This window comes from Sorangium sp. So ce590 (assembly GCF_051521365.1).
Lineage (GTDB): Bacteria > Myxococcota_A > Polyangia > Polyangiales > Polyangiaceae > Sorangium.
Map to the genome: position 1 here is coordinate 5,326,649 of NZ_CP150346.1, position 24,723 is coordinate 5,351,371.

The following is a 24,723-nucleotide window of genomic DNA, read 5'->3' on the forward strand; positions in this document are numbered from 1 at the left end:
GTACCGCGCGAGCCGCGAAGCAGAGGAGATAGCGAAGAGAGGGCGCGCGTGGCCCCGCCGGCGGGAGGGCAGCTCTGCGGCCGGACCGCAGAGCTCGCCGGCGCTTTCCTCATGGACTCGACAGCGCTGGCGGTCGGCGTCTTTTCGCCGGACGGCGCGCCGCGGTTCGCGAACCGCGGCATGCGCCGGCTGCTCGGGCACGCGGGTGAGCCGGCCCGCCTCGTCAGCCCGAGCTTCCCGCAGCTCGCCGCGGCAGGGCACGGCCGCGAGGCGCCGATCCACCGCGGCATCCTGCACTTCGGGGACCTCCGCTCGATCGCGCACAGCCTCCGGGGGGAGGTGTGGCGGCTCGGCGATGAGCTGCTGATCCTCGGCGAGTTCGACGTCGTCGAGCTCGAGCGCGTCGTCGTCGAGGTGTCCGCGCTGAACTCGAGGATCTCGAGCCTCCAGCGGCGGCTCGTCTCCGAGCAAAAGGCGCTCGAGAGGTCGCTCGCGCGGCTGCGCGCCACGCAGTCGATGCTCGTCCACTCGGAGAAGATGAACGCCCTCGGCAAGCTCGCCGCCGGCGTGGCCCACGAGATCAACAACCCTCTCGCCTTCGTCCGCAGCAACGTGCACACCCTCGGAGAGTCGCTCGGGCGGCTGTGCGCCGCCTACGCGGCGCTCGAGGAGGCCGCGCTCCGCGGGGGCCCAGGCGACGTGACGGACGTCGCCGAGGCGCTCCGGGACGACGCCGACCTCGCATTTCTGCGCGAGGACGCGGGCGATCTCGTGAAAGGCACCCTGGGCGGCCTCGCGCGCGTGCAGAAGATCGTCGCGGATCTCAGGACCTTCGCGCGGCTCGACCAGGCCGAGGTGGAGCAGTCCGACCTGAGAGAGAGCCTGGAGACCACCCTCGCGATCGCGGGCCCCGCGCTGAAGAGCGGCGGTGTACAGGTGCTGGTGGAGTGGGCCGACCTGCCGAAGGTGCGCTGCAAGCCGGCGGAGCTCAGCCAGGTGTTCCTGAACCTCCTCATCAACGCGGTCCAGGCGGTCGAGTGCCGCGGGCGGGGGAACGGTCGCATCGCGATCCGCGCGCGAGACGACGGGCGCCGGGTCGCCCTGGACTTCGAGGACAACGGCGCCGGGATGACCGATGACGTCCGCGGCAGGATCTTCGACCCGTTCTTCACGACCAAGCCCGTCGGGCAGGGCACGGGGCTCGGCCTCACCATCTCGCACAAGATCGTCGTGGATCAGCACGGGGGCACGCTCTCGGTCCGCTCGACCCCCGGGGCCGGCAGCACCTTCACGATCACGCTGCCGAAGGGGCTCGAACGGTGACGCGCGCGCCCGGCGATCGCCGCGCGCTGCTCATCGTCGACGACGAGCGCGAGACCCTGAAGGCGCTCCGCCGCGAGCTCCGGCGCGACTACGAGGTCCTCACTGCAGAGAGCGCCGAAGAGGGCCATGCGCTCCTGCGCGAGCGGCCCATCCCTGTCGTCCTCAGCGACCAGCGGATGCCGGGCATGACCGGCACGGAGCTCTACGCGGCGATCAAGGCCGAGTTTCCGGATACCGTCCGGCTCCTCATGACGGCCTATGCGGACACGAGCGCCGCGATCCAGGCCATCAACGCCGGCGGCGTGTACCGGTTCATCCCCAAGCCGTGGGATCCGCCGGCGCTCGCCGGCGTCGTGCGGGACGCGTTCGCGCTCCACGAGCGCCTCAGCGACAAAAGGCGGCTCCTCGCCAGCCTGGAGGCGAGCGCCGAGGCGCTCCGCCGGGAGAACCAGCGCCTCGCCGAGCTGAGCCAGCGGAGTCATGAGCTCGTGGGCATCGCCGCGCACGATCTGCGCAATCCGATCGCGGCGATCCAGTGGTTCTCGACGATGCAGCTCGGGGGCGCCTTCGCCGCGCGCGAGGACGCGCAGCGCCACCTCCTGAAGATCCAGGCCAACGCCGAGTTCGCGCTGCAGCTGGTCGAGGATCTGCTCGACATCACGACGCTCGAGCACGGGAACATCGCGCTTCGCCTGCAGGACGCCGACCTGCGCGGCATCATCGCGGCGGCGGCCTCCCTGAACGAGCACGGCGCCCGCCGCAAGGGGATCACGATGGCGGTCGATGTGCCCGCCGGTCTCCCGCTCATCCGCTGCGACGTCGAGCGGATCGAGCGGGTCTTGAGCAACCTGCTCAGCAACGCCTTCAAGTTCTCTCACCAGGGCACGACGGTGACGGTGCGCGCGCGGAGGCTCGGTCGGGCGGTCGAGGTGATGATCGAGGATCAGGGCCTCGGCATTCCCCCGGAGGAGATAGGCGGCGTGTTCCGCAAGTTCCAGAGGACGAGCACCCGGACGACGGGCGGGGAGAAGAGCACGGGGCTCGGCCTCTCGATCTGCAAGAGCCTCGTCGAGCGCCACGGCGGCACGATCCGCGTGGAGAGCGAGCTCGGCCGGGGAACGCGGGTGTTCTTCACGCTCCCGCTGGAGGCAGAGAGGAGCAGCTGAATCGACGCAGCTTTCTTCGAGCGCGATCTCCCGTCGCCTACCATGCTCCGTCATGTGGACCGATACGCGCCTCACCCGACAGCTCGGCCTGCGTCTCCCGATCATCCAGGGCCCCTTCGGGGGCGGCCTGTCCACCACCGCCCTCGCGGCCGCCGTCTCGAACGCCGGCGGGCTCGGCTCGTTCGGGGCGCACGCCCTGACGCCATCGCAGATCGCCGACCTCGTCCCCGAGCTCCGGCGGCTCACGCCGCACCCCTTCGCGGTGAACCTCTGGGTGCCTCAGCCCGGAGAGCCCACCACCCTCGATCCGGCGGCGCTCGAGCAGCACGTGGCGCGCCTGCGCCCCATGCTGCGACAGCTCGACCTGCCCGACCCCGAGGTGCCCCGCGCGTTCGCTCCGCGCTTCGAGGAGCAGGTCGAGGCCGCGCTCGAGGCGAGACCGCAGGTCCTGAGCTTCGTCATGGGGGTTCCGCCCGGCCCGGTCATCGAGGGGGCGAAGGCGCGGGGGATCGCCGTCATCGGCACCGCCACCACGGTCGACGAGGCGATCGCGCTCGATCAGGCCGGCGTCGACCTCATCGTCGCCTCGGGCAGCGACGCGGGGGGGCACCGCGGCGCGTTCCTGCGGCCCGTGCGGGAGTCGCTGGTCGGCACGCTGTCGCTCGTCCCGCAGGTCGTGGACGCGGTGCGGGCCCCGGTGGTCGCCGCGGGCGGCATCGCCGACGGCCGCGGCGTCGCGGCGGCGCTCGCGCTCGGCGCCAGCGGGGTGCAGATCGGGACGGCCTTCCTCGCGTGCGAGGAGTCGGGGGCGAGCGCCGGCCACCGCAGCGCGCTGGCCTCGCCGCACGCGCGTACGACCGTGCTCACGCGGGTGTTCTCCGGCCGCACCGCGCGGGGCATCCCCAACGCGTTCGTCGAGGCCCTGACGCCGCACGAGCCCGAGGTGCCGGAGTATCCGGTCCAGAACTGGCTCACCCAGCCGATCCGCCGGGCCGCGGCGGCGGCGGGGCGCGAGGACTACCTGTCGCTCTGGGCCGGCCAGAGCGCCGCCCTCGCCAGGCCGCGGCCGGCGGCCGAGCTCCTGGCGGCGCTCGCCGAGCAGACCGAGCAGGTGATTCGCGGGCTCATGCAGCTTTGAGGGGGCGAGCCGGGCGGCCAGCTAGCCATTCGGCCAGCTCGCCCGTCGGTCGCCGCGGCGCTCACCCCCTCCCCTCGCCCGCGCCGCGCTTATCTTACCAGATCACCGTGTCATTGAGCGTGAGCGTCCCGCCGGACGCGGGGGTGCTCATCGTGCGATTGCCGCCGCCGGGCCGGTTCTCCCAGGTCACGGTGCCATTGGCGTTCTTGCGGTAGTACTTGTACTGCAGGGCGCTGCTGGCCGGCAGGTTGGCGCGGTTCGTCCACACCGGGTAGCTGCGCGGATCGACCGGGATGCCGAGATCGGTATTCCAGCTGCCCAGCGCCGCGGTGTTGCCGGTGACGTACACGTGCTGGCCGACCACGGTGGTCGCGGTCGCGTTGAACACGACGCCCGCCTGGCCCGACGCGGGCGGCACGACGCAGGCGTTGTAGCGGCTGCAGACCACCGACGGGATGTCGACGACCTTGCCCGCGCGGATCGACGCCAGCAGGCTGATGTACTCGCCCATCGCCCAGTTCAGGGGGCTCATCGACCTCGTCGGGGTGCCCGCCGTGGCGGTCGCCGGCTTCACCACTTGCCAGCCGGTGACGTCCGTCGTCTCGCTCCACACCTGCTCCGGGATGAAGCCCTGCGGCGTCGAGAACGCCTTCACCGCGGTCAGGAACGGATTGCCATCGCTGCCGACGCCCGTGCCGGCGATCTTGAACATGCCGCGCTCGGCGGTGAAGATGGGCCACAGCCGGCCCCGGCCGCCGGTGCCGTCGAAGTTGCTGCCGTCGTTCTTCTCGCCGTATCCATCGTAGTTGTAGCGGAACCAGGCGTCGCCCTTGCCGGCGATGTTGCGCTTCAGGATGAGGTCGTACTCCGGCAGCGTCGCGAGGATCGACGGATCGTCCGCGCGCTTCACCCCCATCCGGACGAGCTCGAGGAACCCGCCGTCGACGATGTAGCGCTGGTCGTGCGTGCCACCGCCGTTGCCGATCGTGAAGGAGATCGCCGCGTCCGGCCCGGACACCGGGTTATACACCTGCGGTCCTGTGCCGGTGTTCCCCCGCGCAGACGGGTTGATGCGGATGTAGTACTTGCCGTCGCCGTGATAGCCGGTGTTCGTGAACGTCCAGCGGTCGACGCTCTGCTGCCAGACGTCGGCGGCGGCCATGTAGCGGGCCGCGCTCGTCGTGTCGCCGTTCGCGCGCGCGATCGTGGCCGCGCAGACGAGGCCGGCGATCTCCGCGGCGATGGTCGACGGCGAGTACCCGGCGTTCTCCTCCCAGCGCTCCTGCTGGGTCCACGGGCCGGTGTTGACGATGTAGTCGGCCGTCTTCTTGATCTTCGGCCACAGCGGGTTGGACACCGACGGGCCCAGGCGCCAGGCCAGGATGATCGGCATCGCCTGCTCGTCCATCTGCGTGCCTTGCCAGTACTGCCAGCCGCTGACCCAGGCGTTCTGCGGGAAGCGGCCGACGCGGGTGTAGCCCTGCGGGCAGCTCGGCGCGTTGTACTCGGCGACGCCGCAGTCGCTCGACTGCTGGAGCGTGTTGAACAGGTAGTTGACCACCGCGGTCCCGGCCGCCGTGTCTCCGGCGGTCACGAGCGCGCTGGCGAACTTGAACAGATCGCGCGGCCAGACCAGGTGGTACCCGCCGTTGTTGGCGTCGCCGTTGGTCTCGCCCCACGGCGTGCCCATCCCGGCGATCATGGCGCCGTTCGACTTGTCCTGGATCGATTTGAGCGACATCGCCGCGAGGTAATACTGGTCATCGGCGGTGCCGCCCTGGTTGTTGAGCCCGCTTGTGTAACTGTTCCACCCGCTGTCGTAGGTGGTTCGCAGGGTGGTCAGGTTGCTGCCGAGCGTCGCGTTCGCGGTGGTCGTCGCCTCGGTCTCGGTGGCGCCGAAGCCGAGCACGACGTCGAACGAGACGCTGGTGACGGCGCTCGCGCCGAGGTCGACCCAGCCCATCTGCGCCACGTTGCCACCGCTCGCCAGGTCGTTGCGCCAGCTCATGGTCCTGTCGGCGCTGCCGCCGAGCAGGTCGGTAAAGCCGTCCGTCTCGCCGACGAAGCCGCTCGACACCATCGGCGGGCCGCCCGAGGTCAGCGTCTTCCACGCCCGCGAGATGGCCAGCGCCGAGACGCGGCTGTTCTCCGAGGCGACGAGCATCGTGCGCCCGCCCGCCGTCGCGGTCTTCGAGCTGTCGCCGGCCCCGGAGTTGTCCATCGCCGGGTTGTGGAGCAGGTAGAGGTTGAACTGGGTGACGTTCCTGCCGTTCAGCGCGTCGAACTGGACGCGCTGGATCAGCGAGCTGCGGCCGGGATCGGCGAAGATGGTCTTGGTGATCCGCCAGTTGTGGCCGCTGTTGCTGGTGACCGCCTGCCACCGCATGGATCGCTTGTCCGGCTGGGTGACGCTGTAGCTCTGCTGCTTCTCCTCGTCGACGAAGGTCTTCGCCGTATCCCCCACCAGGAACTGCAAGTCGACGGAGTTGACCGTGTCGAGCACCGGATAGAACACCTCGGACACGATGCCGCGGTGCCCGGTGAAATAGACCCGCGAGGCCGTGGTCGTCGAGGTGCCCAGGAACGACTTCTCGGCCGGCCCCCACACCGAGGCGACCCCTGAGCCCGCGGCGCCCGTCAGGGCCGCGACGCCGCGTCCGATCGGGACGGCCGACGCCCCACGCGACGGCTCCTCGGCGCCGGCCACACAGCCGACGAGCCCCAGCGCCAGATGAACAATTGTAGCGTCACAAGAAATCCGCTTCCGCATCACGCCATCCCCTTTCCACGCGGGCATCACCGCGTGAAGGCCTCTCCACGGCTATCGTAAGCCAGCGATTTAATTGATATTTCCACGTGACGCAGGCGGTCCGCGGCCCGGCTCCCCCCGGCCGCTGCTCGCTCCTGCTCCGCGTGGAACGCCGGCGAGCTTTCAGCATAGCACGCGATCTGCACGCTCTCGCGCGCCGCCATGCCGGGCTCGTGGCGAGGACAGCGACATTGCGCCTTGCGCACCGTGTCGACGCGGCGAGGCGCGTCCTGCGGCGGCGGCAGCGGCCGCGGGCGTCGCGCCGCCGGGGCGTTTGCTGGGCCTCGGTCGATCTCGGCGGCGGCCTGCTGGAAGCGCCGCCGCGAGCTCATGATCTCATGAGCCAACCGCCCTGCGCCGCGCCGCCGCATAGCGCCTGACCAGCTCGTCCGCGATGACGCCGATCAGGATGACGGCGCCGATCACAGCGAACTCGATCTGCGTCGGGACGCCCAGCATGTTGATGGCGTTGCGCAGCACCTGCATCAGCGCGGTGCCGAGGATCACCCCCAGCACCGCGCCCTCGCCTCCGCGCAGGCTGAAGCCGCCCAGCACGGCGGCGGCGATCGCGTAGAGCTCGTAGAAATTGCCGAAATCGACGGGCTGCGCCGAGTTGACCTCCAGCGCGAACAGCATGCCTCCGAAGCAGGCGAGCACCGAGCACAGCACATAGGCGAGGATCGTCATCCTGTCGGTGTCGACCCCGCTGTAGCGCGCCGCCTGCTCGTTGCGGCCGAGCGCCATCAGATAGCGGCCGTAAATGGTGCGGTTCAGGAAGATCGACGCCGCGATCGCGATCGCGAGGAACAGGAGGAACGGCATCGGGATATCGATCCACGTGATCGCCGCGAGGCGCGTCCTCGCGCCCGTGAACGGGTGCACCGCGTACGGGCTGAAGCGCCCCTCCGAGATCCACGAGAGGAACGGCACGGGGATGGAGAACGGGCTGCCGACCGACAGGTAGCGCAGCGACTCGAACCCCATGCCGAACCCCTGCGTCTGGTCGCCCGAGATCCCGCGCGCGGTGCCCCTGTAGAGCAGGAGCCCGCAGAGCGTCACGACGAACGGCTGGAGCCGGAGCTTCGTGATGAGCAGCCCGTGCGCGAGCCCGATGCAGAGCGAGATGCCGAGCAGCACGGGCACCGCCAGCGAAGGCGGCCAGTGCTGGACCGAGAGGAGCCACGGCAGCATGCAGCCGGCGAGCGCCACGACCGAGCCGATCGACAGGTCGATACCGCCCGTGATGATCACGAAGCCCGCGCCGATGCTGAGGATGCCGAACAGCGCCGTCCGCCGGATCAGGTTCTCGAGGTTCTCCGCCAGGAGGAACCTGCCGTTCATGAGCGCGGTGCCGAGCGACACGGCGAGGAGCAGCCAGAAGACGCCGAGCACCTTCCGCCGCGTGCTCGGCACGAGCGGCGCGGGCGGCGCGGGCGGCGCGGAGCCGCGCGCCCGGAGATCACGTGTCGTCGTCACAGGCATGCTCCTCTGGCCTCGGCCCCGTCTCGATGGCTCCGTGTCACGCCGCGGCGTCGCTGCCGGTCGCGAGCTGCAGGATCGCCTCCTCGCTCAGCCCGGCGCGGCCGAGCTCGCCGGCGATGCGCCCCTCGTGCATCACCAGCGCCCGATCGGACATGCCCATCACCTCTTCCATGTCGCTGGAGACGAACAGGGTGGCCATGCCGCTCGCGGCCAATCGCTCCATCAGCTGGTATATCTCGTGCTTCGCGCCGACGTCAATGCCGCGGGTCGGCTCGTCCAGGAGGAGCACGCGCGGCGACATCGACAGCCACTTTCCGATGACCACCTTCTGCTGGTTGCCGCCGGAGAGGTGCTGCGCCGGCTGCACGTCGCACGGCGTCCGCACGCCGAGCTCTCGGATCATCGCCGCCGACATCCGGCGCTCGTCCGCGCGGTCGAGGACGCCGTAGCGCTGCGCCCTCCGGAGGCTCGGCAGGCTCACGTTCGCCCGGATCGCCATCTCCAGGATGATGCCCTGTTGCTGGCGATCCTCCGGGACCAGGCCGATCCCGGCGGCGATGGCGTCGCGCGGCGTGCGCGGGGTGATCGCCCGCCCGGCCACGCGCACGGCGCCGCCGGCCGCGGGCGTGACGCCGAACAGCGTCCGGAGCAGCGACGTGCGCCCGGCGCCGAGGAGCCCCGCCACGCCGACGATCTCGCCGGCGCGCACCGTGAACGAGAGCGCGCGCTCGGGGTGCCGCGACGTCCGGAGGCCGGAGACCTCGAGCACCGGCGCGCCCGGCGGGTGCGGGACGTGCGGATAGAACTGGGAGAGATCCCGGCCCACCATCAGCCGCACGATGCGATCGTGGCTCATCTCGTCGCGCGGCAGCTCGCCCGCGTTCTCGCCGTCGCGCAGCACGAGCACGCGATCGCACAGCGCCGTCACCTCGCCGAGGCGGTGAGAGATGTACACGACGCCGATGCCGCCCGCGCGGAGCTCCCGCACCACATGGAACAGGACCTCGGCCTCGTGCGGGCACAGGCACGACGTCGGCTCATCCATGATGAGCACCCGGGCGTTCGCGGAGAGCGCCTTCGCGATCTCCACGAGGTGACGTTGCCCGAGGGACAGGCCGCCGACGAGCGCGCGCGGCGAGCACGCGAGGCCGACCCGCGCCATGATCGCCCGCGCCTCCCGCTCCATCCTGCCCTCGTCGAGGAAGCCGCCCCGCCGCGGCTCCCGGCCGAGGAAGATGTTGGCCGCGATATCGAGGTTCTCCGCCAGGTTGAGCTCCTGGTGGATGAGCGCGATCCCGCGGGAGAGCGCCTCCCTCACCGAGCCGAGCGCGACCGGCCGCCCGTCGAGGCGCATCTCGCCGGCGTCGGGCGCCTCGACACCAGCGAGGATCTTCATGAGGGTGCTCTTGCCAGCGCCGTTCTCGCCGACGATGCCGAGCACCTCGCCGCGGCCGAGCGCGACGTGAACGTCGCTGAGCGCGAGCACGCCGGGGAAGCGCTTGGTCAGGCCGCGCGCCTCGAGCAGCGGTGTCGCGTCCAGGTCGGGCGAGGAGGCTTTCATTCGCTTCAGGGGTCGTCAGCCCGGGCGGCGCGCCGCGCGGCCCGCCCGAGGGCTCACTCGGTTTTGCCTGCCTTCTGCTTCAGATCCGCCCAGAACTCGCCCAGGTTGCCCTTGCGGATCTGCCGGGCCGGCAGCGAGATGAACTCGTTCGGGGGCACGACGGAGCTGTCGCCCCGCACGAGCGCCGCGAGCACGCGCACCGACTCCTTGCCGTACATGTACGGGTTCTGCACCACCGTGCCGACGACCTCACCGTCCTGGATCGCGCGCAGCGTCGCGTCCTGCTCGTCGAAGCCGACGACCTGGATCGCGCTCATCTTCCGCGCCTGCTTGAGCGCCTCCAGCAAGGCCGGCGTGTGGTACGCGTTCAGACCGATGAGGCCGACGAGGTCCGGGTGCGCCGACATCATGTCTTCGGCGTTGCTCTTCGCCTTGGCCGCGTCGATCTGGTCCGTCACGGTCGCGATGACGGTGTACTTCGCCCCCTTCAGCTCCTGGTTCAGCGGGTCGTTCCCGGCGCTGTTGTCCGGGCGATCGAGCAGCTCGTCGAGCACGCCCTGGCGGCGCTTGCGGGCGTTGTCCCCCTCGAGCCGCCCGACGAAGATCGCCAGCTTGCCGCCGCCGGGGATCGCCTCCTTCACGAGCTGCCCCGCCATCCGGCCAGCGACGTAGTTGTCGATGCCGATGTACACGATCCGCTCGCTCTTCGGAGCGTCCGAGTCCTGCGTGATGAGCTTGGTCTTGGCGGCCGCCTTGTTGAGCAGCGGGACCTGGTTCTCCGCGTCGATGGGGCTTATCGCGATGCCGTCGACGCCGCGGATCAAGAGATCCTCGACCCGCTGCATCTGGTCGTTCACGTCGCTCGGCATCACGACGCTCACCTCGGCGTTGTACTCCTTCGCGCCGTCGATGACGCCCTTCTCGGCGATGGTCCAGAACGGGGCGACCCCGTTCGTGATGTAGGCGAGCTTCGGCTTGCCGCGTTCTGCCGGCGCGCCCGGCGCGCCGCTGCCGTTGTCGCAGCCCAGGGCCGCGAGCCCCGCCGCCACGCAGACCCCGACGATGAACCGACCGATTCTATGGACCATACGCCTCACCCCCTCCACCCGCGAGGAGCCGCCCTGTTGTTCGACGGATCCGGACGCCTCGTGCGACCGCACGGCGCACGATGAAACAGGCACCCCCCGACGGACTGGCGAGCTCATGATGCGCCATCCGCTCCAGAGCTGTCTACACGATTCGACGTAGGGACATCCGGCGAGCCCCTACACACGCGACCCCGAATGGCTCGCGCCGCCCGATCGGCCGACGGCGTAGGCGATCCCGCTCTGCAGTGTCCCGCGGATCACGATACGCGACAGGTCGATGTCGAGCCGGATGAGCGCCTGGGCGACCTCGCCGCGGATGCCCGTCAGCACGGCCTGGGCCCCGAGCAGCCGGAGGGCGTTCGCCGCGTTGATCAGGGCGCTCGCCACGCGGTGATCGACCCCCTTGATCCCGGTGACATCGATGATGACGACGCGCGCGCTGCTCCTGGCCGCGCCGTCGAGCAGGGTTTGCAGCACGTCCTCTGAGCGCTCCTCGTCCAGCGTGCCGATGAGCGGCATGACCATGACATCGTGGGTGATGGGCACGAGCGGGGTCGACAGCTCCGAGATCTTCGCCCGCTGGAACCGGATCACCTCCTCATGCAGCTGGGCGCGGGCCTCCTCGGCGCGCTCGCGCTCGCCGAGCTCGTGCACGAGGCGCAGGTTGGTCTCCCGGAGCTCCTCGCCCTGCGCCGAGAGGCGCTCGTTCGCCTGCGAGAGCTCCTCCGTGCGCTCCCGCACCTCCCGCTCCAGCCGCTCGTTCGCCGCCCGGAGCTCGGCGCTCACGGCCGTGAGGCCGGTGTAGAGCAGCGCGTTCTCGACCGCCACCGCGGCCTGCGAGGAGAGGAGCCGCAAGAGCTCGATGCGATCGGCGGTGAACGCGTGCTCGGCGAGGTGGTTCTCCAGGTACAGCACGCCGCTCAGCCGGCCCTGGTGCAGGAGCGGCAAGCCGAGGATCGATCTCGGCCGGCGCGCGATCACGTGCGGATCGCCGGCGAGGCGCGGATCGTCCGTCGCGCGCCCGATCACGAGCGCCTCGCGCGAGCGCGCCACGTAGTGCACGACCGAGCGGGCCAGATCGAGGCGCGCCTCCAGCGGCATCGAGAGCCCGAGGCTCACCGTGTCGGGATCGACCGAGATCATCGCCTCGACCGTCAGCACCTCGCCGCGCGACAGGATCAAGAACCCCCGGCTCGCCCCGGCGCTCTTGATCACGATGCGCAGCACCTGATCGAGCACCTTGTCCAGCACGATCTCGCGCGAGATGGCCTGTGCTGTCTCGAGGACCGTGGCGAGATCGAAGCTCTCCCCCGCGGCGAGCCCTCGCGGCGCGGTGCTCGTCGGCGAGAGCGCGAGAGGCCCGCCCTCGGCCGACGAGACGGCCGGCGCGAGCTCCTCGCGCAGCGCCTCGGCCTTCTCGCTCGCCCCCCAGCGCTCGTACAGATAGAGCGCCCTGCGCAGGAAGATGCCGGCGAACTCGGCCCTGCCCTGGGCGAGCCAGAACCTGCCGTAAAGCTCGTTGCCGAGCGCCTGGTTGTTGATGTAGTCGGCCTGCCGCGCCGCCTCGATCCCCCGCTCGTAGAGGTCCATGGCCTCGGCCCTCCGCCCCTCGACGCGGGCCTGCTCGGCGAGCAGGAGCAGGTATTTGTGAAGGACGTTGTCCGGCCCGGCGTCGGCCCACCGCTTCATCCGCACGAGGAGCCGCTCCAGGTGCTCCTCGTGCTCCCGCCGCTCGGCGCCCTCGGCGCTCTCGCACGCGGCGATCCGCATGAGCCCCGCATAGAACGTCGCCTCGGGCACCTTGGCGTGCGTGGGCAAGGCGCCCTCGATCACGGCGAGCTTCGGCATCAGATCGGCGAAGCTCGCCCTGTCGCCGAACAGATAGGCATTCCGGATCTTGGCGTAGAAGAGCCACCCCATGTGGTAGGGCGAGCCGCCGTGCCTCGCCGTGTAGGACGCCTCGTCGAACGCGCCGTCGTCGAAGCTGAGGCGGCTCTTCGTGAGCCCTTGCAGGCATTTCAGTGGCTGGATCACGCCCGCGAGGAGGATATCGATGATGTCCTGGCTCCGGGCGCGCCGCAGGAACGCGAGGTGCGTGTCGGTGAGCTGCGCGAGCTCCGCGAGGGGCATCCCGTAGGTGAGCCGGTCCGCGCCGCTCTGGCTGATCATGTAGCCCATGGCCGTCCAGTCGCCGGCCTGGAGCCCGAGATCGTAGACGCGGTCGTAATAGGGATCTGCCCTCCGCAGCGGCTGCGTCCAGCTGTGCACGTCCGCGGAGAAGATGTGGTAGGTCTTGGCCCGGAGGACGAGGTTGTCGAGCTGGTCGGCGAGCTCGATGGCCATCCGGCCGAACCGATAGGCCGTCTCGTACTCGCCGAGCAGCGGGCCCACCACCATGCCGTACGCGACGTATCCGAAGGCGGACATATCGCTGTTCCCGTGCTGCAGCGAGAGCGTCACCATCTTCACGATGGCGAGGTTCGCGAGCGTCTGATCGCTCGAGTTGTAGGCACCGAAGAACAGGTTGACGAGCAGCTCCAGCGTCACCGGGTGCTCGGGGCGCGTCGTCCTCGGGGCGTGGGCGAGCTCCTCGATGCTCCGCCCTCCGAGGAGGACCGGCACCGCCTCGAGCTCCCGCTCGAGCAGCGCGGCGACCTCGTCCCGGTCCTCGGGGATGGGGCACCCGAGGAGCCGCAGGCCGGCCTTCTGGACCAGGGTCGCCTCGTGGTTGCGCCACTGGAGCAGGTACTGGTTCGCCTGGACCAGGTGGATCGAGACCTTGTCCATCGCCGTCCGGGCGCGGGCGAGCGCCGCGGCGCAGAGCCGCTCGGCCTCCTCGAACGCGCCGCACAGCGACTCGACCTCGGCGCGCTCCCTGTGGAGCGCGAGGGCGAGCTCGTAGTGGTCGTCGAAGCCGCCGCGGGGCAGAAACCCCATGCCCGCGCGGAAATAGCCGGCGGCGGCCTCGTAGGCGGTGGCCGCCTTGGCCCTCCTGCCGGCGGCGAGGTTCAGCTCGGCGGCCGTGGCCTGCTCCGCGGGGGAGGTCACGATGGGCGCCGCGATGTTGACGTGGTTGACGATGTCGAAGAGCGCCTCCTCCCGCGCGGCGCCCTCGCGGCTCGCGAGCATGAGCCGCCCGATCCTGAGGTGGACCTCCCTCCTGTGATCCTCGCCGAGGAGCGAGTAGGCCGCCTGCTGGACGCGATCGTGCAAGAAGCGGTAGTCGACCCGCCAGTCGACGCCGGTCTGCGCCTCGCCGTCGGTCGCGTGCGCGAGGCGGTAGTCGGCGTCGACGGGCGCGATCAGGCCCTCTTGCAGGATCCTCCACAGCGCCGACACGGTCTCGTGCGGCGGCCGCTCGCTGATGACCGCGAGCGTGCGCAGGTCGAACTCGTGCCCGATGCACGCCGCGAGCCGGAGGACGCGCACGAGCTCGGGATCGAGCTCCTCGATCTTGCGCGCCATGAACTCGACGACGTTGTCGGTGACCGTGCGCCGCCGGATGCCGTCGAGCTCCCAGGTCCAGGCGCCCGCGTGGAAGCGGAGCAGGCCCTCGGCGTGGAGCGAGACCAGGAACTGCCGCACGAAGAACGGGTTGCTCTGGGTCCGGTCGAACACCACGCGGGCGAGCGGCTCGACCTCGGCGCGGGACGCGGAGAGCGCGTCCGAGAGCAGGTCGGCCACGTCGGCGAGGGCGAGCGGCTCGAGCCTGAGCTCGCGGAGCGGCGCGCCCGCCTTCTCGATCTCGCCGAGCGCGACGCGGAGCGGGTGAGCCGCGTACACCTCGTTGTCGCGGAAGGCGCCGATCACGAGCAGGTGGCCGCGCTCCGGATCCGCGGCGAGGACCTGGAGCAGCTTGAGCGAGGCGGGGTCGGCCCACTGCAGGTCGTCCAGGAAGAGGACGAGGGGGTGCTCGGCGGTCGCGAAGACGCGGACGAACGCCTTGAAGATCGCGTGGAAGCGGCCCTGCGACTCCGCCGGCGCGAGCTGCTGGACCGGGGGCTGCGGGCCGACGATCCACTCGAGCTCCGGGATCAGGTCGACGAGGAGCTGCCCGCTCGTGCCGAGCGCGCGGCCGAGCTCGGCGCTCCAGCGCGCGAGCTGCTCCGGCCGCTCGGTGAGGATGTGCCGGACGAGCTCGCGCAACGCCCGCGCGAGCGAGGTGTACGGCGCGCCGCGGTTCAGCTGGTCGAACTTGCCCGCGGTGAAATAGCCCCCTCGCTGGGCGATGGCCCTGTGCATCTCGTTCACGAGGGCCGACTTGCCCATGCCCGAGTACCCCGACACGAGGAGGAGCTCGCCCTCCCCGCCTGCGGCGCGCTCGAAGGCGGCGAGCAGCGCGCGCTCCTCCTCGGCGCGGCCGTAGAGCTTCTGCGGGATGCGCAGCGTGTCCGGGATGTCGCGCTCGCCGAGCGCGAAGGGCGCCACCGCGCCGGAGGTCGAGAGCTGGCGGAGGCACGCGTCGATGTCGGCGAACAGGCCGAAGGCGCTCTGGTACCGGTCGTCCGCGTTCTTGGCGAGGAGCTTCATCACGATCCGCGACACCGCCTCGGGCATGTCCGGAACCCGCTCGGGCGGGGCCACGGGCGTCCGCGCGATGTGGCCGTGGATGAGATCCATCGGATCGCTCTCGCTGAACGGCAGGACGCCGGTGAGCATCTGGTAGAGGGTCACGCCGAACGAGTAGAGGTCGGTGCGGCGGTCGATCACGCGGTTCATCCGGCCGGTCTGCTCGGGCGACATGTACGCGAGGGTCCCCTCGAGCGCCTCGGGGCTCACCGCCTGCTGCGTCTCCTGCGGGAGCAGCGTGGCGATGCCGAAGCCGACGAAGTGGACATCGAGCGTGTCCGGATCGACCAGGAGGTTGCGCGGCTTGACGTCCTTGTGAATCACCTTGCGGCGGTGGATCTCGTCGAGGATCCGGGCCGCCGAGCGGGCGATCGTCAGGGCCGCCTTGAGCTCCAGCCGTCCGGCGCGCAGGAGGTCGTGGAGCGTCGTCCTGCTCGGCATCTCGAGCACGAGGGCGAGGCCGTTCTTGTGCTTCTCGATCCCGTACGCCTTGACGACGCCCTCGACGTCGAGCTCGCACAGGACGTTGTACTCGTGCCGGAGCGCCGCGAGCTCGCGCGAGCTCGGGAACTCGCTCTTCAGTACCTTGAAGACAGCAGGCTTGCGCTGGTCGCCCCAGGTGCCTTCGAACACCTCGATGCTCGAGTCGCTGTAAATCTGCTGGCTCACAGTACAGGTTGCGGAGAGCATCTCACCTCGCCACGGCGCTGGACCTCCGGCCGACACTGCCGCTCACGCCGAGCAGACACGACGGACGGTGGTCTTGCAGGATCGCACCGTGGGCGGATTCTGTCTAGACCGCTGGTCCGCGGCTCCCCATCGAACTGTGGGCGTCCATTCGTATCTCGTTGAGATTTTGCGGTCCTTGTGTCCCAGCTCTCTTATTCGAACCGGGCTCGGCAGTCGTGCCCGGCGACGGGCGCGCCGCGGGAGCTGCGCGCCGCCGCGTCCCTGTCGCGGCGCGCTAGGCGCTGTGGGCTATCTCGCGGGGGACAGGAGGCGAGCGATCCACCTTGCGGCGCTACGCCGACGTCCTGCTCCCCTTCCAGAGCGCGGTCCAGAAGCGGCCCGTCTTCACCGCGGCCTCCGGGGCGCGCTCGAGCGCGGTGTCCACGGCGGGCTTGTCCTTGTACGCCTGGGCTTCGAGGAACGTGATCAGCCGCTCTCGGAGGGGATAGTACATCGGGTCCTCCAGCACCGCCTGACGGTCCCTCGGGTGCGGGAACGGTACCTCCAGGATCTCGCCCACGCGCGCCCCCGGGCCGTTCGTCATCATCGCGATGCGGTCCGACAGAAACAGGGCCTCGTCCACGTCGTGCGTGACCATCAGCGCCGTCTTCTGGTCCTCTGCCCACAGGTTCATGAGCACCTCCTGGAGCTCGAACCGGGTGAGCGAGTCGAGCATGCCAAAGGGCTCGTCGAGCAAGAGCATCTTGGGCGACAGGGCGAAGGCGCGCGCCAGCCCGACGCGCTGCTGCATCCCGGAGGACAGCTCGCGCGGCTTCCTGTGCATCGACTCCTCGAGCCCGACCAGATCGAGGTAGTGCGTCGCGATCTCGATGCAGTCCTTCTTGCTCTTCTGCCGGTGGACCTGCTCCACCCCGAGCAGGACGTTCTCGAGCGCCGTCATCCAGTGCAGCAGGCAGGGCGACTGGAACACGACCCCGCGGTCCGGGCCGGGGCCGTGGATCTGCCTGCCCGCGAGGACGATGCCGCCGCTCGTGATCTCGCTCAGGCCCGCGACCATCGACAGCACGGTGGACTTGCCGCAGCCGGAGTGGCCGATGAGCGACAGGAACTCTCCCCTCTTCAGGTTCAGGTCGAAGTTCCGGACGACGATCGCAGGCCCCTTCGGGGTGGGAAACGTCTTTGTGACATTCCAGATCTCGAGATACTTCTTCATGCGACTGCCTCCGCCTCCCGCGCTGCGCCGGACACGCCCTTGCCCGCCATCGGCCCGGCGCCCGGGCCGAGCAGGTAGTTGATGACGGCGCCGCGGATCTCCTTGAAGCGCGGATCGTGGTTCATGGCCTTGCGATCCCGCGGGCGCTCGAGATCGACGATCACCCCGGGACCGAGCGTGGCGCCCGGGCCCTTGCTGAGCGGGACGATCCGGTCGGCGAGGAGGATGCCCTCGTCGACGTCGTTGGTGATGAGGAGCACGGTCTTCCGGGTCGCCCGCCAGATCCGCGCGATCTCGTCCTGCAGCGTCGCGCGCGTGAGCGCGTCGAGCGCGCCGAGCGGCTCGTCCATCAGGAGGACCTCCGGTTCCATGGCGAGCGCCCGCGCCACCGAGACCCGCTGGCGCATGCCGCCGGAGAGCTGCGCCGGCTTCTTGTCGCGGGCCGGGGTGAGCTTCACCATGGCGATGGTTCGTTCGGTGTGCTCCCGCTTCTTCTCCGCGGGCCAGGACGAGAAGATCTGGTCCACGGCGAGATGGATGTTCTCGTAGACGGAGAGCCAGGGCAGCAGTGAGTAGTTCTGGAAGATGACGCCGCGGTCGGGCCCCGGCCCCTCGACCGCCTTCCCGTTCAGCGTCACCACCCCGGTATCCGGCTGCAGGAGCCCGGCGATGAGCGACATGAGGGTCGTCTTCCCGGCCCCCGAGTAGCCGACAACGGCGACGAACTCGCCCTTCTCGATCTCCAGGTCGATGTCCCTGAGCACCTCGGCGCGGGTGGCCCCGGCGCCGTAGCTCTTCCCGACGTTGCGCAGCTCGAGGAGCGCCATGGCCGTCACCCTCCCGCCAGCTTGAGCCTGCGCTCGACGAGGCTCATGAGCGCGTCCAGCAGGAAGCCCACGAGCCCGATGGTGATGATGCACAGGATGATGTGCTCGTAGATGAGGCTGTTGTACTCCTGCCAGAGGAAGCCGCCGACCCCGGGCGAGCCGGTCAGCATCTCCACGGCGACGATGACCAGCCAGGCGATGCCGAGGCTGAGCCGGAAGCCCGTGAACATGTACGGCAGCGCGGCGGGGAGCTGCACCTTGATCAGCGTCTTCATGCGCGAGAGCCGGAGCACCCGGGCGACGTTCATGTAATCCTGCGGGATCGACCGCACCCCGAGCGCTGTGTTCAGGACCGTCGGCCACATCGAGCACATGGCGATGGTGAAGACGCCGGCCGGGTCCGGCTTCTGGAAGAGCACGAGCCCGAGCGGGAGCCACGCGAGCGGGGAGACCCGGCGGAGGATCTGGATGATCGGATCGAAGCTCGTCCTGAACAGCTTCGAGGCGCCGAGGAAGAAGCCGATGGGGATCCCGAGCAGGATCGCCAGGGTGTAGCCCTTCGCGACCCGCTGGAGCGAGTACCACGTGAAGCGGAGGATGCCCTGGTCGAGCTCTCCCCGCTTCTCGAACGGCTCGAAGATGTAAGGCTTGCTCACCTCCCACGTCTTGAGCGGAGAGGGCAGCGCCTGGGTCCACAGGCTGCTCGCGATGGCCCATAGCCCGATCACGCACGCCACCCCGACGAGGGGCAGGATCAACTTGTCGACTCGAATCCTCGGAGAGATCGCTTTCGCCTCGCTCATGCAGCACTCCTCCGCCGCCGCCGCGCTTTCCGTCGGCCCCCGGCGATGTGGGGGTTCATCCCTTCAGGGCGTTGACCGGGAAGGACGTCGCGTACTTCTCCGGGTCCTTCGGGTCGAACGTCACGCCGTCGAACAGCGTCTCGGGCTGGTCGCTCGGGCCGCCGTGCTGGACCCCGAGCTCCTTCATCGCCTCCTCGTAAAGGTCGGGGCGCATGACCTGCTTGACGACCCCCTCGTAGTCCGGCTTCCCCTCCACCATGCCCCAGCGGCGGAACTGGCTGAGCCACCAGAGCGCGTATTTCGCCTGCGGGTAATTGCAGCCCCGGTCGCTGAAGATCATGTAGTCCCTGTCCTCTTTCTTGCGACCGTCGCCGTAGTCGTAATGCCCCTGGAGCCGGCCCAGGATGAGCTCCGGCGGACAGTTGATGTACGTCGGCCTCGACACGATGTCGGCCTGCTCGGGGCGGTTGTCGAGCTTGTCGAGCCAGACGCTCGCCTCGTGGAGCGCCTTGAGCACCGCCTTCACCGTCCTCGGGTTCCTGTCGGCGAACTCCGCGGTGAACGCGCACACCTTCTCGGGGGGTCCTTCCAGAGCTCCTGCGTGGTGATGGCCGTGTAACCGATCTGATCGGCGATGGCCCTGGCGTTCCACGGCTCGCCGACGCAGAACCCGTCCATCTGTCCCACCTTCATGTTGGCGACCATCTGCGCGGGCGGGATGGTCACGAGCGCGACGTCCTGAAGAACCCCTTTTCATGAGCGATCACGAGCGGCGAGCAGTCGGTCAGCGCGATGATGCCGAAGCGCAGCTCGGACACCTCCGGCCTGTCGGCGGCCGCCACGAGGGGCGCGGCGTTGGCCGCCGGCGGCCCCGGCTCGCCGGAGCGTGAGTCGCAGGCGTGGAGGAGCGCTGCTCCCCCGAGCCCGAGGGCGTCGCCGAGAAAGCGCCGGCGTTCGAGGGGCATGGCGCTCGGTGCCTCACGCGAAGGTTCTCGTCTCTTCATTCGATCGTCCTTTGCTGTGAATGACCGCAGGGCCGCGGGCGCGTGGAGAGATACGCGCCCGCCGGCCAGGGCAGAACGGACGGGTTGCGCTCCGGGGGCGCCGTCCGTGAAATCGCCTGTTCGTTCGACGGTGGGCCAGGCCAGCTCCGCAGCGGATCGGCGGGAGGAGATCGATCGCGCAGCGGGAGTTTGCCCTGGATGACATCAACCCTACATGGGCCCATGATCCGCCAAGTACGATGCATGGGTGCGTGTTTCAATCAAGTTTCTGTGGAATGTTTTTTCTGCATTCGAATTGATGCGCGTACCTCCTCACGCCGATCCGCGTCGCCGGGGAGGAGGAGGAGCTCTTTTCGTGGCAGTTCGCCACCGGATGGTCGTCGCCGGACCTCGACGCGGACACAAAGAGCGACGGCAACTGCGCGAGCGTCTATGCGGGCGTCACGCAGCACGACGGGCACTGCTTCGTCTACAATCTCGGCGCGGATGCCGACGAGCCGATCGAGGACGAGGGCTGGGGGCCGCACGTGAACACCGCGGCCGCGACGTCGTACGGGCTCTCGAACGATTGCAGCGGCCACACGCGCGCGAAGCGGATCTCCCGCTGGACGCGCTGGTGAACGCGCCCCGCGGGCTCAGGCCATCAGCGTTCCTTGATGAAGCCCAGGACCGCGGCGCAGAACGCCGCCGCGTCCTCCTCGGGCCACATGTGGGTGGCCCCGTGGACCACCAGGTGCTGCCCGGGGATGCAGCGGGCCGCCGCGCGGGAGACCACGCTGAACAGCGGCCGGGAGAGCTCGCCGTACGCAACGGTGACCGGCACCTTCAGGCTGGCCAGGTCGCCGCACGTGATGGCCGGGGGCTGGGGCTGCGACAGGAGGAGCGGCATGGTCCGTGCGTTATCCAGGTAGACGGCCTGCCGCTCCGCGGGCTGAGCGGCGAAATAGCCCTCGCGCTGGCCCGAGCCATCCAGCAGGAGCCTCACGGCTTCCTGGCTGTCACCGCGCTGGACTGCCCCGAAGACGGGGCCGAACATGGCGCTCATGTCGTCCCCCAGCGCGCTCAGCTCGGCGGGATCGGTGACGTACGAGGGCACGCCCGGCTCGTAGACGAAAGCGCTCCTGATCAGCGCTGGATGGCTCAGCGCCGCGCTCAGGGCCACATGGCCGGCGTAAGACCACGCGACAAGGTGCGCGGGGCCCGCGTCGAGGGCGCGAAGGAGCGCGACAAGGTCGTCCGCGTGCGTCTGCACGCCGAGCGGAGGCCAGCTCGACCCCCACGCGCCAGCCCCGAAATAGCGCTGGCTGTAGGCGATGGCCCGGTGATGCTGGCCCACGATGGCGCGATGCCGGTCCCACATCCGGTGGTCCGAGGCCGCTCCGTGCAGGAACACCACCGGGGAGCCCTGCCCCTCCTCCGCACAGGCGAGGCGGGCCCCGTTCACCTCGATGAGCCGAGGCGTCTGCGCGCCGTCCGGGCCGCCGTGGCCCACCAGGGGTGCTGTCGTCATGGGCATGGAGCGATAGCTCGCTCGAGCGCCCGGATCAAACGCCGCGGAGCGACGATGGGAGCAACGCCGTGAACTCGCTCGACATCGAGGTCTCGATCCCACGCCCGCGCCGGCTCCTGCGGGGAGTGTCATGGAGGCCTCCCGGCGCCGGCCCTCCGGGGGGACGGCCCGGGTCAACAGGTCAATCCGGGGTGATGCTCGGCTCGAACGAGCCGGCAGAGACGTTGTTGTAGCTGTCGACGAAGAGGTCGATCGGAGTCCCCGCAGTCACATCCATGGGGATCGACTCGGTGTCTCCGGAGTTGCCGACGTCCAGGCAGCTGATCTCGCTCGCGTTCTTGCTGCAGTCGGTCCGCCTGTGGAGGACGAGATCGGCGGACGACTACATAGAGCGAAATGGGGGGACAATATTGCGTCCTGGACGAACTTTCTTAGTAAGGAAAGAGATCTAACAATCGTGCACTCATGAGATGGTCGCGTTGCAAAATCGAAACGCGAGAGGGCATGTCCGTGACGCATCGACGCAATTTAGGGAAAGTTCCCGATGGCATATTCAGTGCTTCATGGGACCGCAGCGCCGCCGGCGCGGCCTTCGCCCCCCCTGAGGCCCCGGCGGCGCTGCCTTTTTGTTTGTCTGCGTGGGTTGCCGTGCCTGGACGGCTCAGCCTGCCTCCCTGACGGCCGGGGCCGTCCGGCACGACGGCGGCGAGAGCCGGTCCCCGTGACGTTGCAGGGTCCGGCGCCCCAGGGCGACGAAGCTCTCCTCTCCCCCGGATCAACTCCCCCGGATCAACGGTTCGAGCGCCGCGACTGCCCATCTCGGTGCAGCCGGCCGCCCTGGACCCTCCGCTTCAGCACCGAGGAAGCCGCGCGATAGGGTCTGCCGAGCAGCGCGTGCCGGCGACTTGGCTCGCGAGCACCGCGGCCTCGAGAGGGGCGTCGGGCGAGCGGGTGAAGCGCGGCAGGGAGATCTTCCGCAGCGACGAGGCGAAGTGCTCGCGCTGCCACGTGCCCGAGAGCGATTACACGGATCGCATGGCGTACCCGATGCCAAAGCGGCCGCCGCTGCCGGGTCACGACGAGGATCCGCGCCCCGAGTACAAGACGCCGTCGCTGCGAATGGCTGGACGACGAGCCGGCGTCGATCGAGAGCGCGCGGCGCTCGTCCGTCGCGCCTCCGCCATGTCGCCCCACAGCCAAGGTATCCTCCGCGCCGATGAATCAATCCCATCGCCCCGCGCCCCACAGACAGCATGCCATCGCGCGCGCAGGCAGCAGACTCGGCACATCCCACCGCGGGCCTTCCGCGCGCTCACGAGCCCGGCGTCGAAGCAGCGAGCAGGACAGAGGCAGCTGACCGCGCCCGCCGGGCTCGCGGACGCCTGCTCCGCCCGCGTCTCGCGGCTTGCCTTCCGACCCGGCGCGGCGCACCTTCGCGCCCAGCCACCATGCACAGCGACGATCCCTACGTGATGTCCGCCTACGTCAAGCTCCTCGTGGCCGACGCGGAGCGCTCCGCCTCGTTCTACGAGCTCCTCGGCTTCACCCGAGCTCACCAGGATCCGGTGTTCGTCCACCTGCGCTGGGCGCCCCATGCCGATCTCTTTCTCATCGCGACGCCGCCGGGTGTCTCGCTGGCCGGTCAGCGCGGCCTCGGCGTGATCGTCTGTTTCAGCGCGACCGGCGACCTCGGCATCGAGACGATCGCCGCGCGCGCCGCTGCGGCCGGCGCCGGCGTCGACGGGCCGCGCGACCAGCCGTGGCATACGCGGGAGGTCGTCGTCACCGACCCCGACGGCTATCGCCTCTGCTTCGTCGAGCCGAGCACGCCCCTGCCGGGCTGACGCCCCGCCCGACGACCGGGGACGCGGCCGCGCGGGCTCGTGTATCATCGCGCCGGCATGTCGTCGGCGCCGTCGCAGCCCAGGCGAATCGGGCGATATCTGCTGTACAGCCCCATCGCGTCCGGCGGGATGGCGTCCGTGCACCTCGGCCGGCTGGTCGGCGAGGCGGGCTTCGCGCGCACCGTGGCCATCAAGCGGCTGCACCCCCAGCTCGCCGAGGCGCCCGAGATCGCCGAGAGCCTGCGCGGCGAGGCCCGCATCGTCGCGCGCATCCAGCACCCCAACGTGGTCGCCACGCTCGATCTCCTCATCGCCGAGGACGAGGCGTTCCTGGTCATGGACTACGTGCGGGGCGAGTCGCTGGCGCGCCTGCTCCGCGCGGCGCGCGCCCGCGGCGCGCCGGTGCCGGCCCCGATCGTCGCGAGCATCGCGTGCGGAGCGCTCCACGGCCTCCACGCGGCCCACGAGGCGCACAGCGAGTCCGGCGAGCCGCTCGCCATCGTGCACCGGGACGTCTCGCCCGAGAACGTGCTCGTCGGCGTCGACGGGACGGCGCGGCTGCTCGACTTCGGCATCGCCAAGGCGCGCGGGCGGCTCAGCACCACCCGCGGCGGGCAGCTGAAAGGTAAATTGCCTTACATGTCACCCGAGCAGATCCTCTGCGCCGACGTGACCCGGAGGACCGACGTGTTCGCGGCGGGTGTGGTCCTGTGGGAGGCGCTCGCGGGCCAGCGGCTGTTCGACGGCGGCGACGAGGCCGCGCTCATCGGGGCCGTGCTCGAGCGGCCGATCCCGCCCCCGAGCTCGCTCGCGGCGCACGTGCCGCCGGCGCTCGACCCGATCGTGCTCCGGGCGCTCGAGCGGAACGCCGAGGGCCGCTACCCGACCGCCCGCGAGCTCGCGATCGCCATCGAGGACGCGGTCCCGCTCGCGTCGCCGCGCGCGGTGGGCGAGTGGGTGGAGGAGCTCGCCGGCGACGCGCTCGCGCGGCGGGCGGCCCGCGTCGCGGAGATCGAGAGCGCCTCGGCGGCGGGCCTGGAAGACGCCCAGGCGGCGGGCCCGGGCAGCGCGGCGGCGCCGCCGCCTGGGTCCGCGACGTCCAGCGGGCTCTCCATGGCGCTCTCCCCGGGAGACGGCGCGTCGCGCGACGTCCCGCCCGCCGCGATGTCGAAGCGCGCGCGCCCGGCCCTCGCGCTGGTGGGTGTGGTGCTCCTCGGCAGCGCGGCCGCGCTCGCAGCGCAGTGGGCGCGCCGCGGCCCGCCCGGGCCGGAGGACGCAGCGCGCGCGGCCCACGCGCCCGCGGCGCAGCCCACCGGCACGGGGGTGGTGACGCCAGGCGTGACCAGCGCGCCCCCGACCCCAGCCCTGCCGGCGCCAAGCCCGCCGGGCGCGATGAGCGCGACGCCCACCGCTCCCGCCCCGCCGCCGAGCCCGGAAAGCTCGCCAGGACCGCCGGCGCTCGGCCCGGAAAGCTCGCCAGGACCGCCGGCGCCCGGCCCGGAAAGCTCGCCGAGCCCGCCGCCGGCGTCGAGCGCCGCCGTGACCGCGCCCGCCCGGAAGCCGGCACGCCCGGCGGCGGGTGCGCGCGCTCCTGCGCCCACGCCGCGCGCAGCCAGCGCCGCCGCCCAGCGCTGCTCCCCGCCCTATACCGTGGACAAGGCCGGCATACGCCGGCTCAAGCCCGAGTGCATGTGAC

The 24,723-nt window shown here is 70.5% G+C and carries 15 protein-coding genes and 1 pseudogene; 5 read left to right on the forward strand and 11 right to left on the reverse strand.

The genetic code is table 11. The annotated features are described in order from the left end of the window. The first annotated feature begins 48 nt into the window (after positions 1-48). The 3 genes from WMF28_RS20160 to WMF28_RS20170 are packed head-to-tail and all read left to right on the forward strand — an operon-like array spanning position 49 to position 3,627. Positions 49-1,323 (forward strand): sensor histidine kinase, encoded by a 1,275-nt coding sequence (locus WMF28_RS20160; RefSeq protein ID WP_437603882.1) that lies wholly within the window; start codon positions 49-51, stop codon positions 1,321-1,323. Then, complete coding sequence (locus WMF28_RS20165; RefSeq protein ID WP_437603883.1) at positions 1,320-2,489, forward strand: ATP-binding protein; 1,170 nt, start codon at positions 1,320-1,322, stop codon at positions 2,487-2,489. The genes WMF28_RS20160 and WMF28_RS20165 overlap by 4 nt, the downstream gene beginning before the upstream one ends. 52 nt (positions 2,490-2,541) lie before the next feature. Then, positions 2,542-3,627, forward strand: coding sequence for an NAD(P)H-dependent flavin oxidoreductase (locus WMF28_RS20170; RefSeq protein ID WP_437603884.1), 1,086 nt, complete (start codon positions 2,542-2,544; stop codon positions 3,625-3,627). Between the two features lie 94 nt (positions 3,628-3,721). Here WMF28_RS20170 and WMF28_RS20175 read toward each other — a convergent pair whose 3' ends face one another. The 11 genes and pseudogenes from WMF28_RS20175 to WMF28_RS20225 all read right to left on the reverse strand — a co-directional run bounded on the left by WMF28_RS20175 (position 3,722) and on the right by WMF28_RS20225 (position 21,183). Next, a complete protein-coding gene (locus WMF28_RS20175; protein WP_437603885.1) occupies positions 3,722-6,397 on the reverse strand; it encodes a glycoside hydrolase family 15 protein in 2,676 nt (891 codons plus the stop codon). 375 nt (positions 6,398-6,772) lie between these two features. Beyond that, positions 6,773-7,918, reverse strand: a complete 1,146-nt coding sequence (locus WMF28_RS20180) for an ABC transporter permease (RefSeq protein WP_437603886.1) — start codon at positions 7,916-7,918, stop codon at positions 6,773-6,775. A gap of 37 nt (positions 7,919-7,955) precedes the next feature. Further along, positions 7,956-9,479, reverse strand: coding sequence for a sugar ABC transporter ATP-binding protein (locus tag WMF28_RS20185; RefSeq protein WP_437603887.1), 1,524 nt, complete (start codon positions 9,477-9,479; stop codon positions 7,956-7,958). Between the two features lie 53 nt (positions 9,480-9,532). Further along, positions 9,533-10,567, reverse strand: coding sequence for a sugar-binding protein (locus WMF28_RS20190; protein WP_437603888.1), 1,035 nt, complete (start codon positions 10,565-10,567; stop codon positions 9,533-9,535). Between the two features lie 177 nt (positions 10,568-10,744). Beyond that, positions 10,745-15,805 (reverse strand): AAA family ATPase, encoded by a 5,061-nt coding sequence (locus WMF28_RS20195; protein WP_437603889.1) that lies wholly within the window; start codon positions 15,803-15,805, stop codon positions 10,745-10,747. A 352-nt stretch (positions 15,806-16,157) separates the two neighbouring features. Further along, positions 16,158-17,039, reverse strand: a complete 882-nt coding sequence (locus WMF28_RS20200; protein ID WP_437603890.1) for an ABC transporter ATP-binding protein — start codon at positions 17,037-17,039, stop codon at positions 16,158-16,160. After that, positions 17,036-17,866: an ABC transporter ATP-binding protein gene (locus tag WMF28_RS20205; protein ID WP_437603891.1), complete on the reverse strand. Its 831-nt coding sequence runs from the start codon at positions 17,864-17,866 to the stop codon at positions 17,036-17,038. The genes WMF28_RS20200 and WMF28_RS20205 overlap by 4 nt, the downstream gene beginning before the upstream one ends. Before the next feature lie 5 nt (positions 17,867-17,871). After that, positions 17,872-18,669 (reverse strand): nitrate ABC transporter permease, encoded by a 798-nt coding sequence (ntrB, locus tag WMF28_RS20210; RefSeq protein ID WP_437603892.1) that lies wholly within the window; start codon positions 18,667-18,669, stop codon positions 17,872-17,874. A gap of 55 nt (positions 18,670-18,724) precedes the next feature. After that, a pseudogene (locus tag WMF28_RS20215) lies at positions 18,725-19,374 on the reverse strand (ABC transporter substrate-binding protein). 17 nt (positions 19,375-19,391) lie between these two features. Continuing rightward, on the reverse strand, positions 19,392-19,634 hold the full coding sequence (locus tag WMF28_RS20220; protein ID WP_437603893.1) for an ABC transporter substrate-binding protein: 243 nt from the start codon (positions 19,632-19,634) through the stop codon (positions 19,392-19,394). Between the two features lie 682 nt (positions 19,635-20,316). After that, positions 20,317-21,183, reverse strand: a complete 867-nt coding sequence (locus tag WMF28_RS20225; protein WP_437603894.1) for an alpha/beta fold hydrolase — start codon at positions 21,181-21,183, stop codon at positions 20,317-20,319. A gap of 1,448 nt (positions 21,184-22,631) precedes the next feature. On the opposite strand from WMF28_RS20225, the gene WMF28_RS20230 reads away from it, so the two are divergent. Together WMF28_RS20230 and WMF28_RS20235 are read left to right on the forward strand one after the other, a co-directional pair. Beyond that, positions 22,632-23,027: a VOC family protein gene (locus tag WMF28_RS20230; RefSeq protein WP_437603895.1), complete on the forward strand. Its 396-nt coding sequence runs from the start codon at positions 22,632-22,634 to the stop codon at positions 23,025-23,027. 57 nt (positions 23,028-23,084) lie between these two features. Next, on the forward strand, positions 23,085-24,722 hold the full coding sequence (locus WMF28_RS20235) for a serine/threonine-protein kinase (protein ID WP_437603896.1): 1,638 nt from the start codon (positions 23,085-23,087) through the stop codon (positions 24,720-24,722). The last annotated feature ends 1 nt before the right edge of the window (position 24,723 follow it).

What these genes read in the sequence shown, in the direction of transcription:
- WMF28_RS20170 (WP_437603884.1), top strand. Translation starts at nt 2,542, where the DNA reads ATGTGGACCGATACGCGCCTCACCCGACAGCTCGGCCTGCGTCTCCCG.
- WMF28_RS20175 (WP_437603885.1), bottom strand. Translation starts at nt 6,397, where the DNA reads ATGCGGAAGCGGATTTCTTGTGACGCTACAATTGTTCATCTGGCGCTG.
- WMF28_RS20180 (WP_437603886.1), bottom strand. Translation starts at nt 7,918, where the DNA reads ATGCCTGTGACGACGACACGTGATCTCCGGGCGCGCGGCTCCGCGCCG.
- WMF28_RS20185 (WP_437603887.1), bottom strand. Translation starts at nt 9,479, where the DNA reads ATGAAAGCCTCCTCGCCCGACCTGGACGCGACACCGCTGCTCGAGGCG.
- WMF28_RS20190 (WP_437603888.1), bottom strand. Translation starts at nt 10,567, where the DNA reads ATGGTCCATAGAATCGGTCGGTTCATCGTCGGGGTCTGCGTGGCGGCG.
- WMF28_RS20200 (WP_437603890.1), bottom strand. Translation starts at nt 17,039, where the DNA reads ATGAAGAAGTATCTCGAGATCTGGAATGTCACAAAGACGTTTCCCACC.
- WMF28_RS20205 (WP_437603891.1), bottom strand. Translation starts at nt 17,866, where the DNA reads ATGGCGCTCCTCGAGCTGCGCAACGTCGGGAAGAGCTACGGCGCCGGG.
- ntrB (WP_437603892.1), bottom strand. Translation starts at nt 18,669, where the DNA reads ATGAGCGAGGCGAAAGCGATCTCTCCGAGGATTCGAGTCGACAAGTTG.
- WMF28_RS20220 (WP_437603893.1), bottom strand. Translation starts at nt 19,634, where the DNA reads ATGCCCCTCGAACGCCGGCGCTTTCTCGGCGACGCCCTCGGGCTCGGG.
- WMF28_RS20225 (WP_437603894.1), bottom strand. Translation starts at nt 21,183, where the DNA reads ATGACGACAGCACCCCTGGTGGGCCACGGCGGCCCGGACGGCGCGCAG.
- WMF28_RS20230 (WP_437603895.1), top strand. Translation starts at nt 22,632, where the DNA reads ATGCACAGCGACGATCCCTACGTGATGTCCGCCTACGTCAAGCTCCTC.
- WMF28_RS20235 (WP_437603896.1), top strand. Translation starts at nt 23,085, where the DNA reads ATGTCGTCGGCGCCGTCGCAGCCCAGGCGAATCGGGCGATATCTGCTG.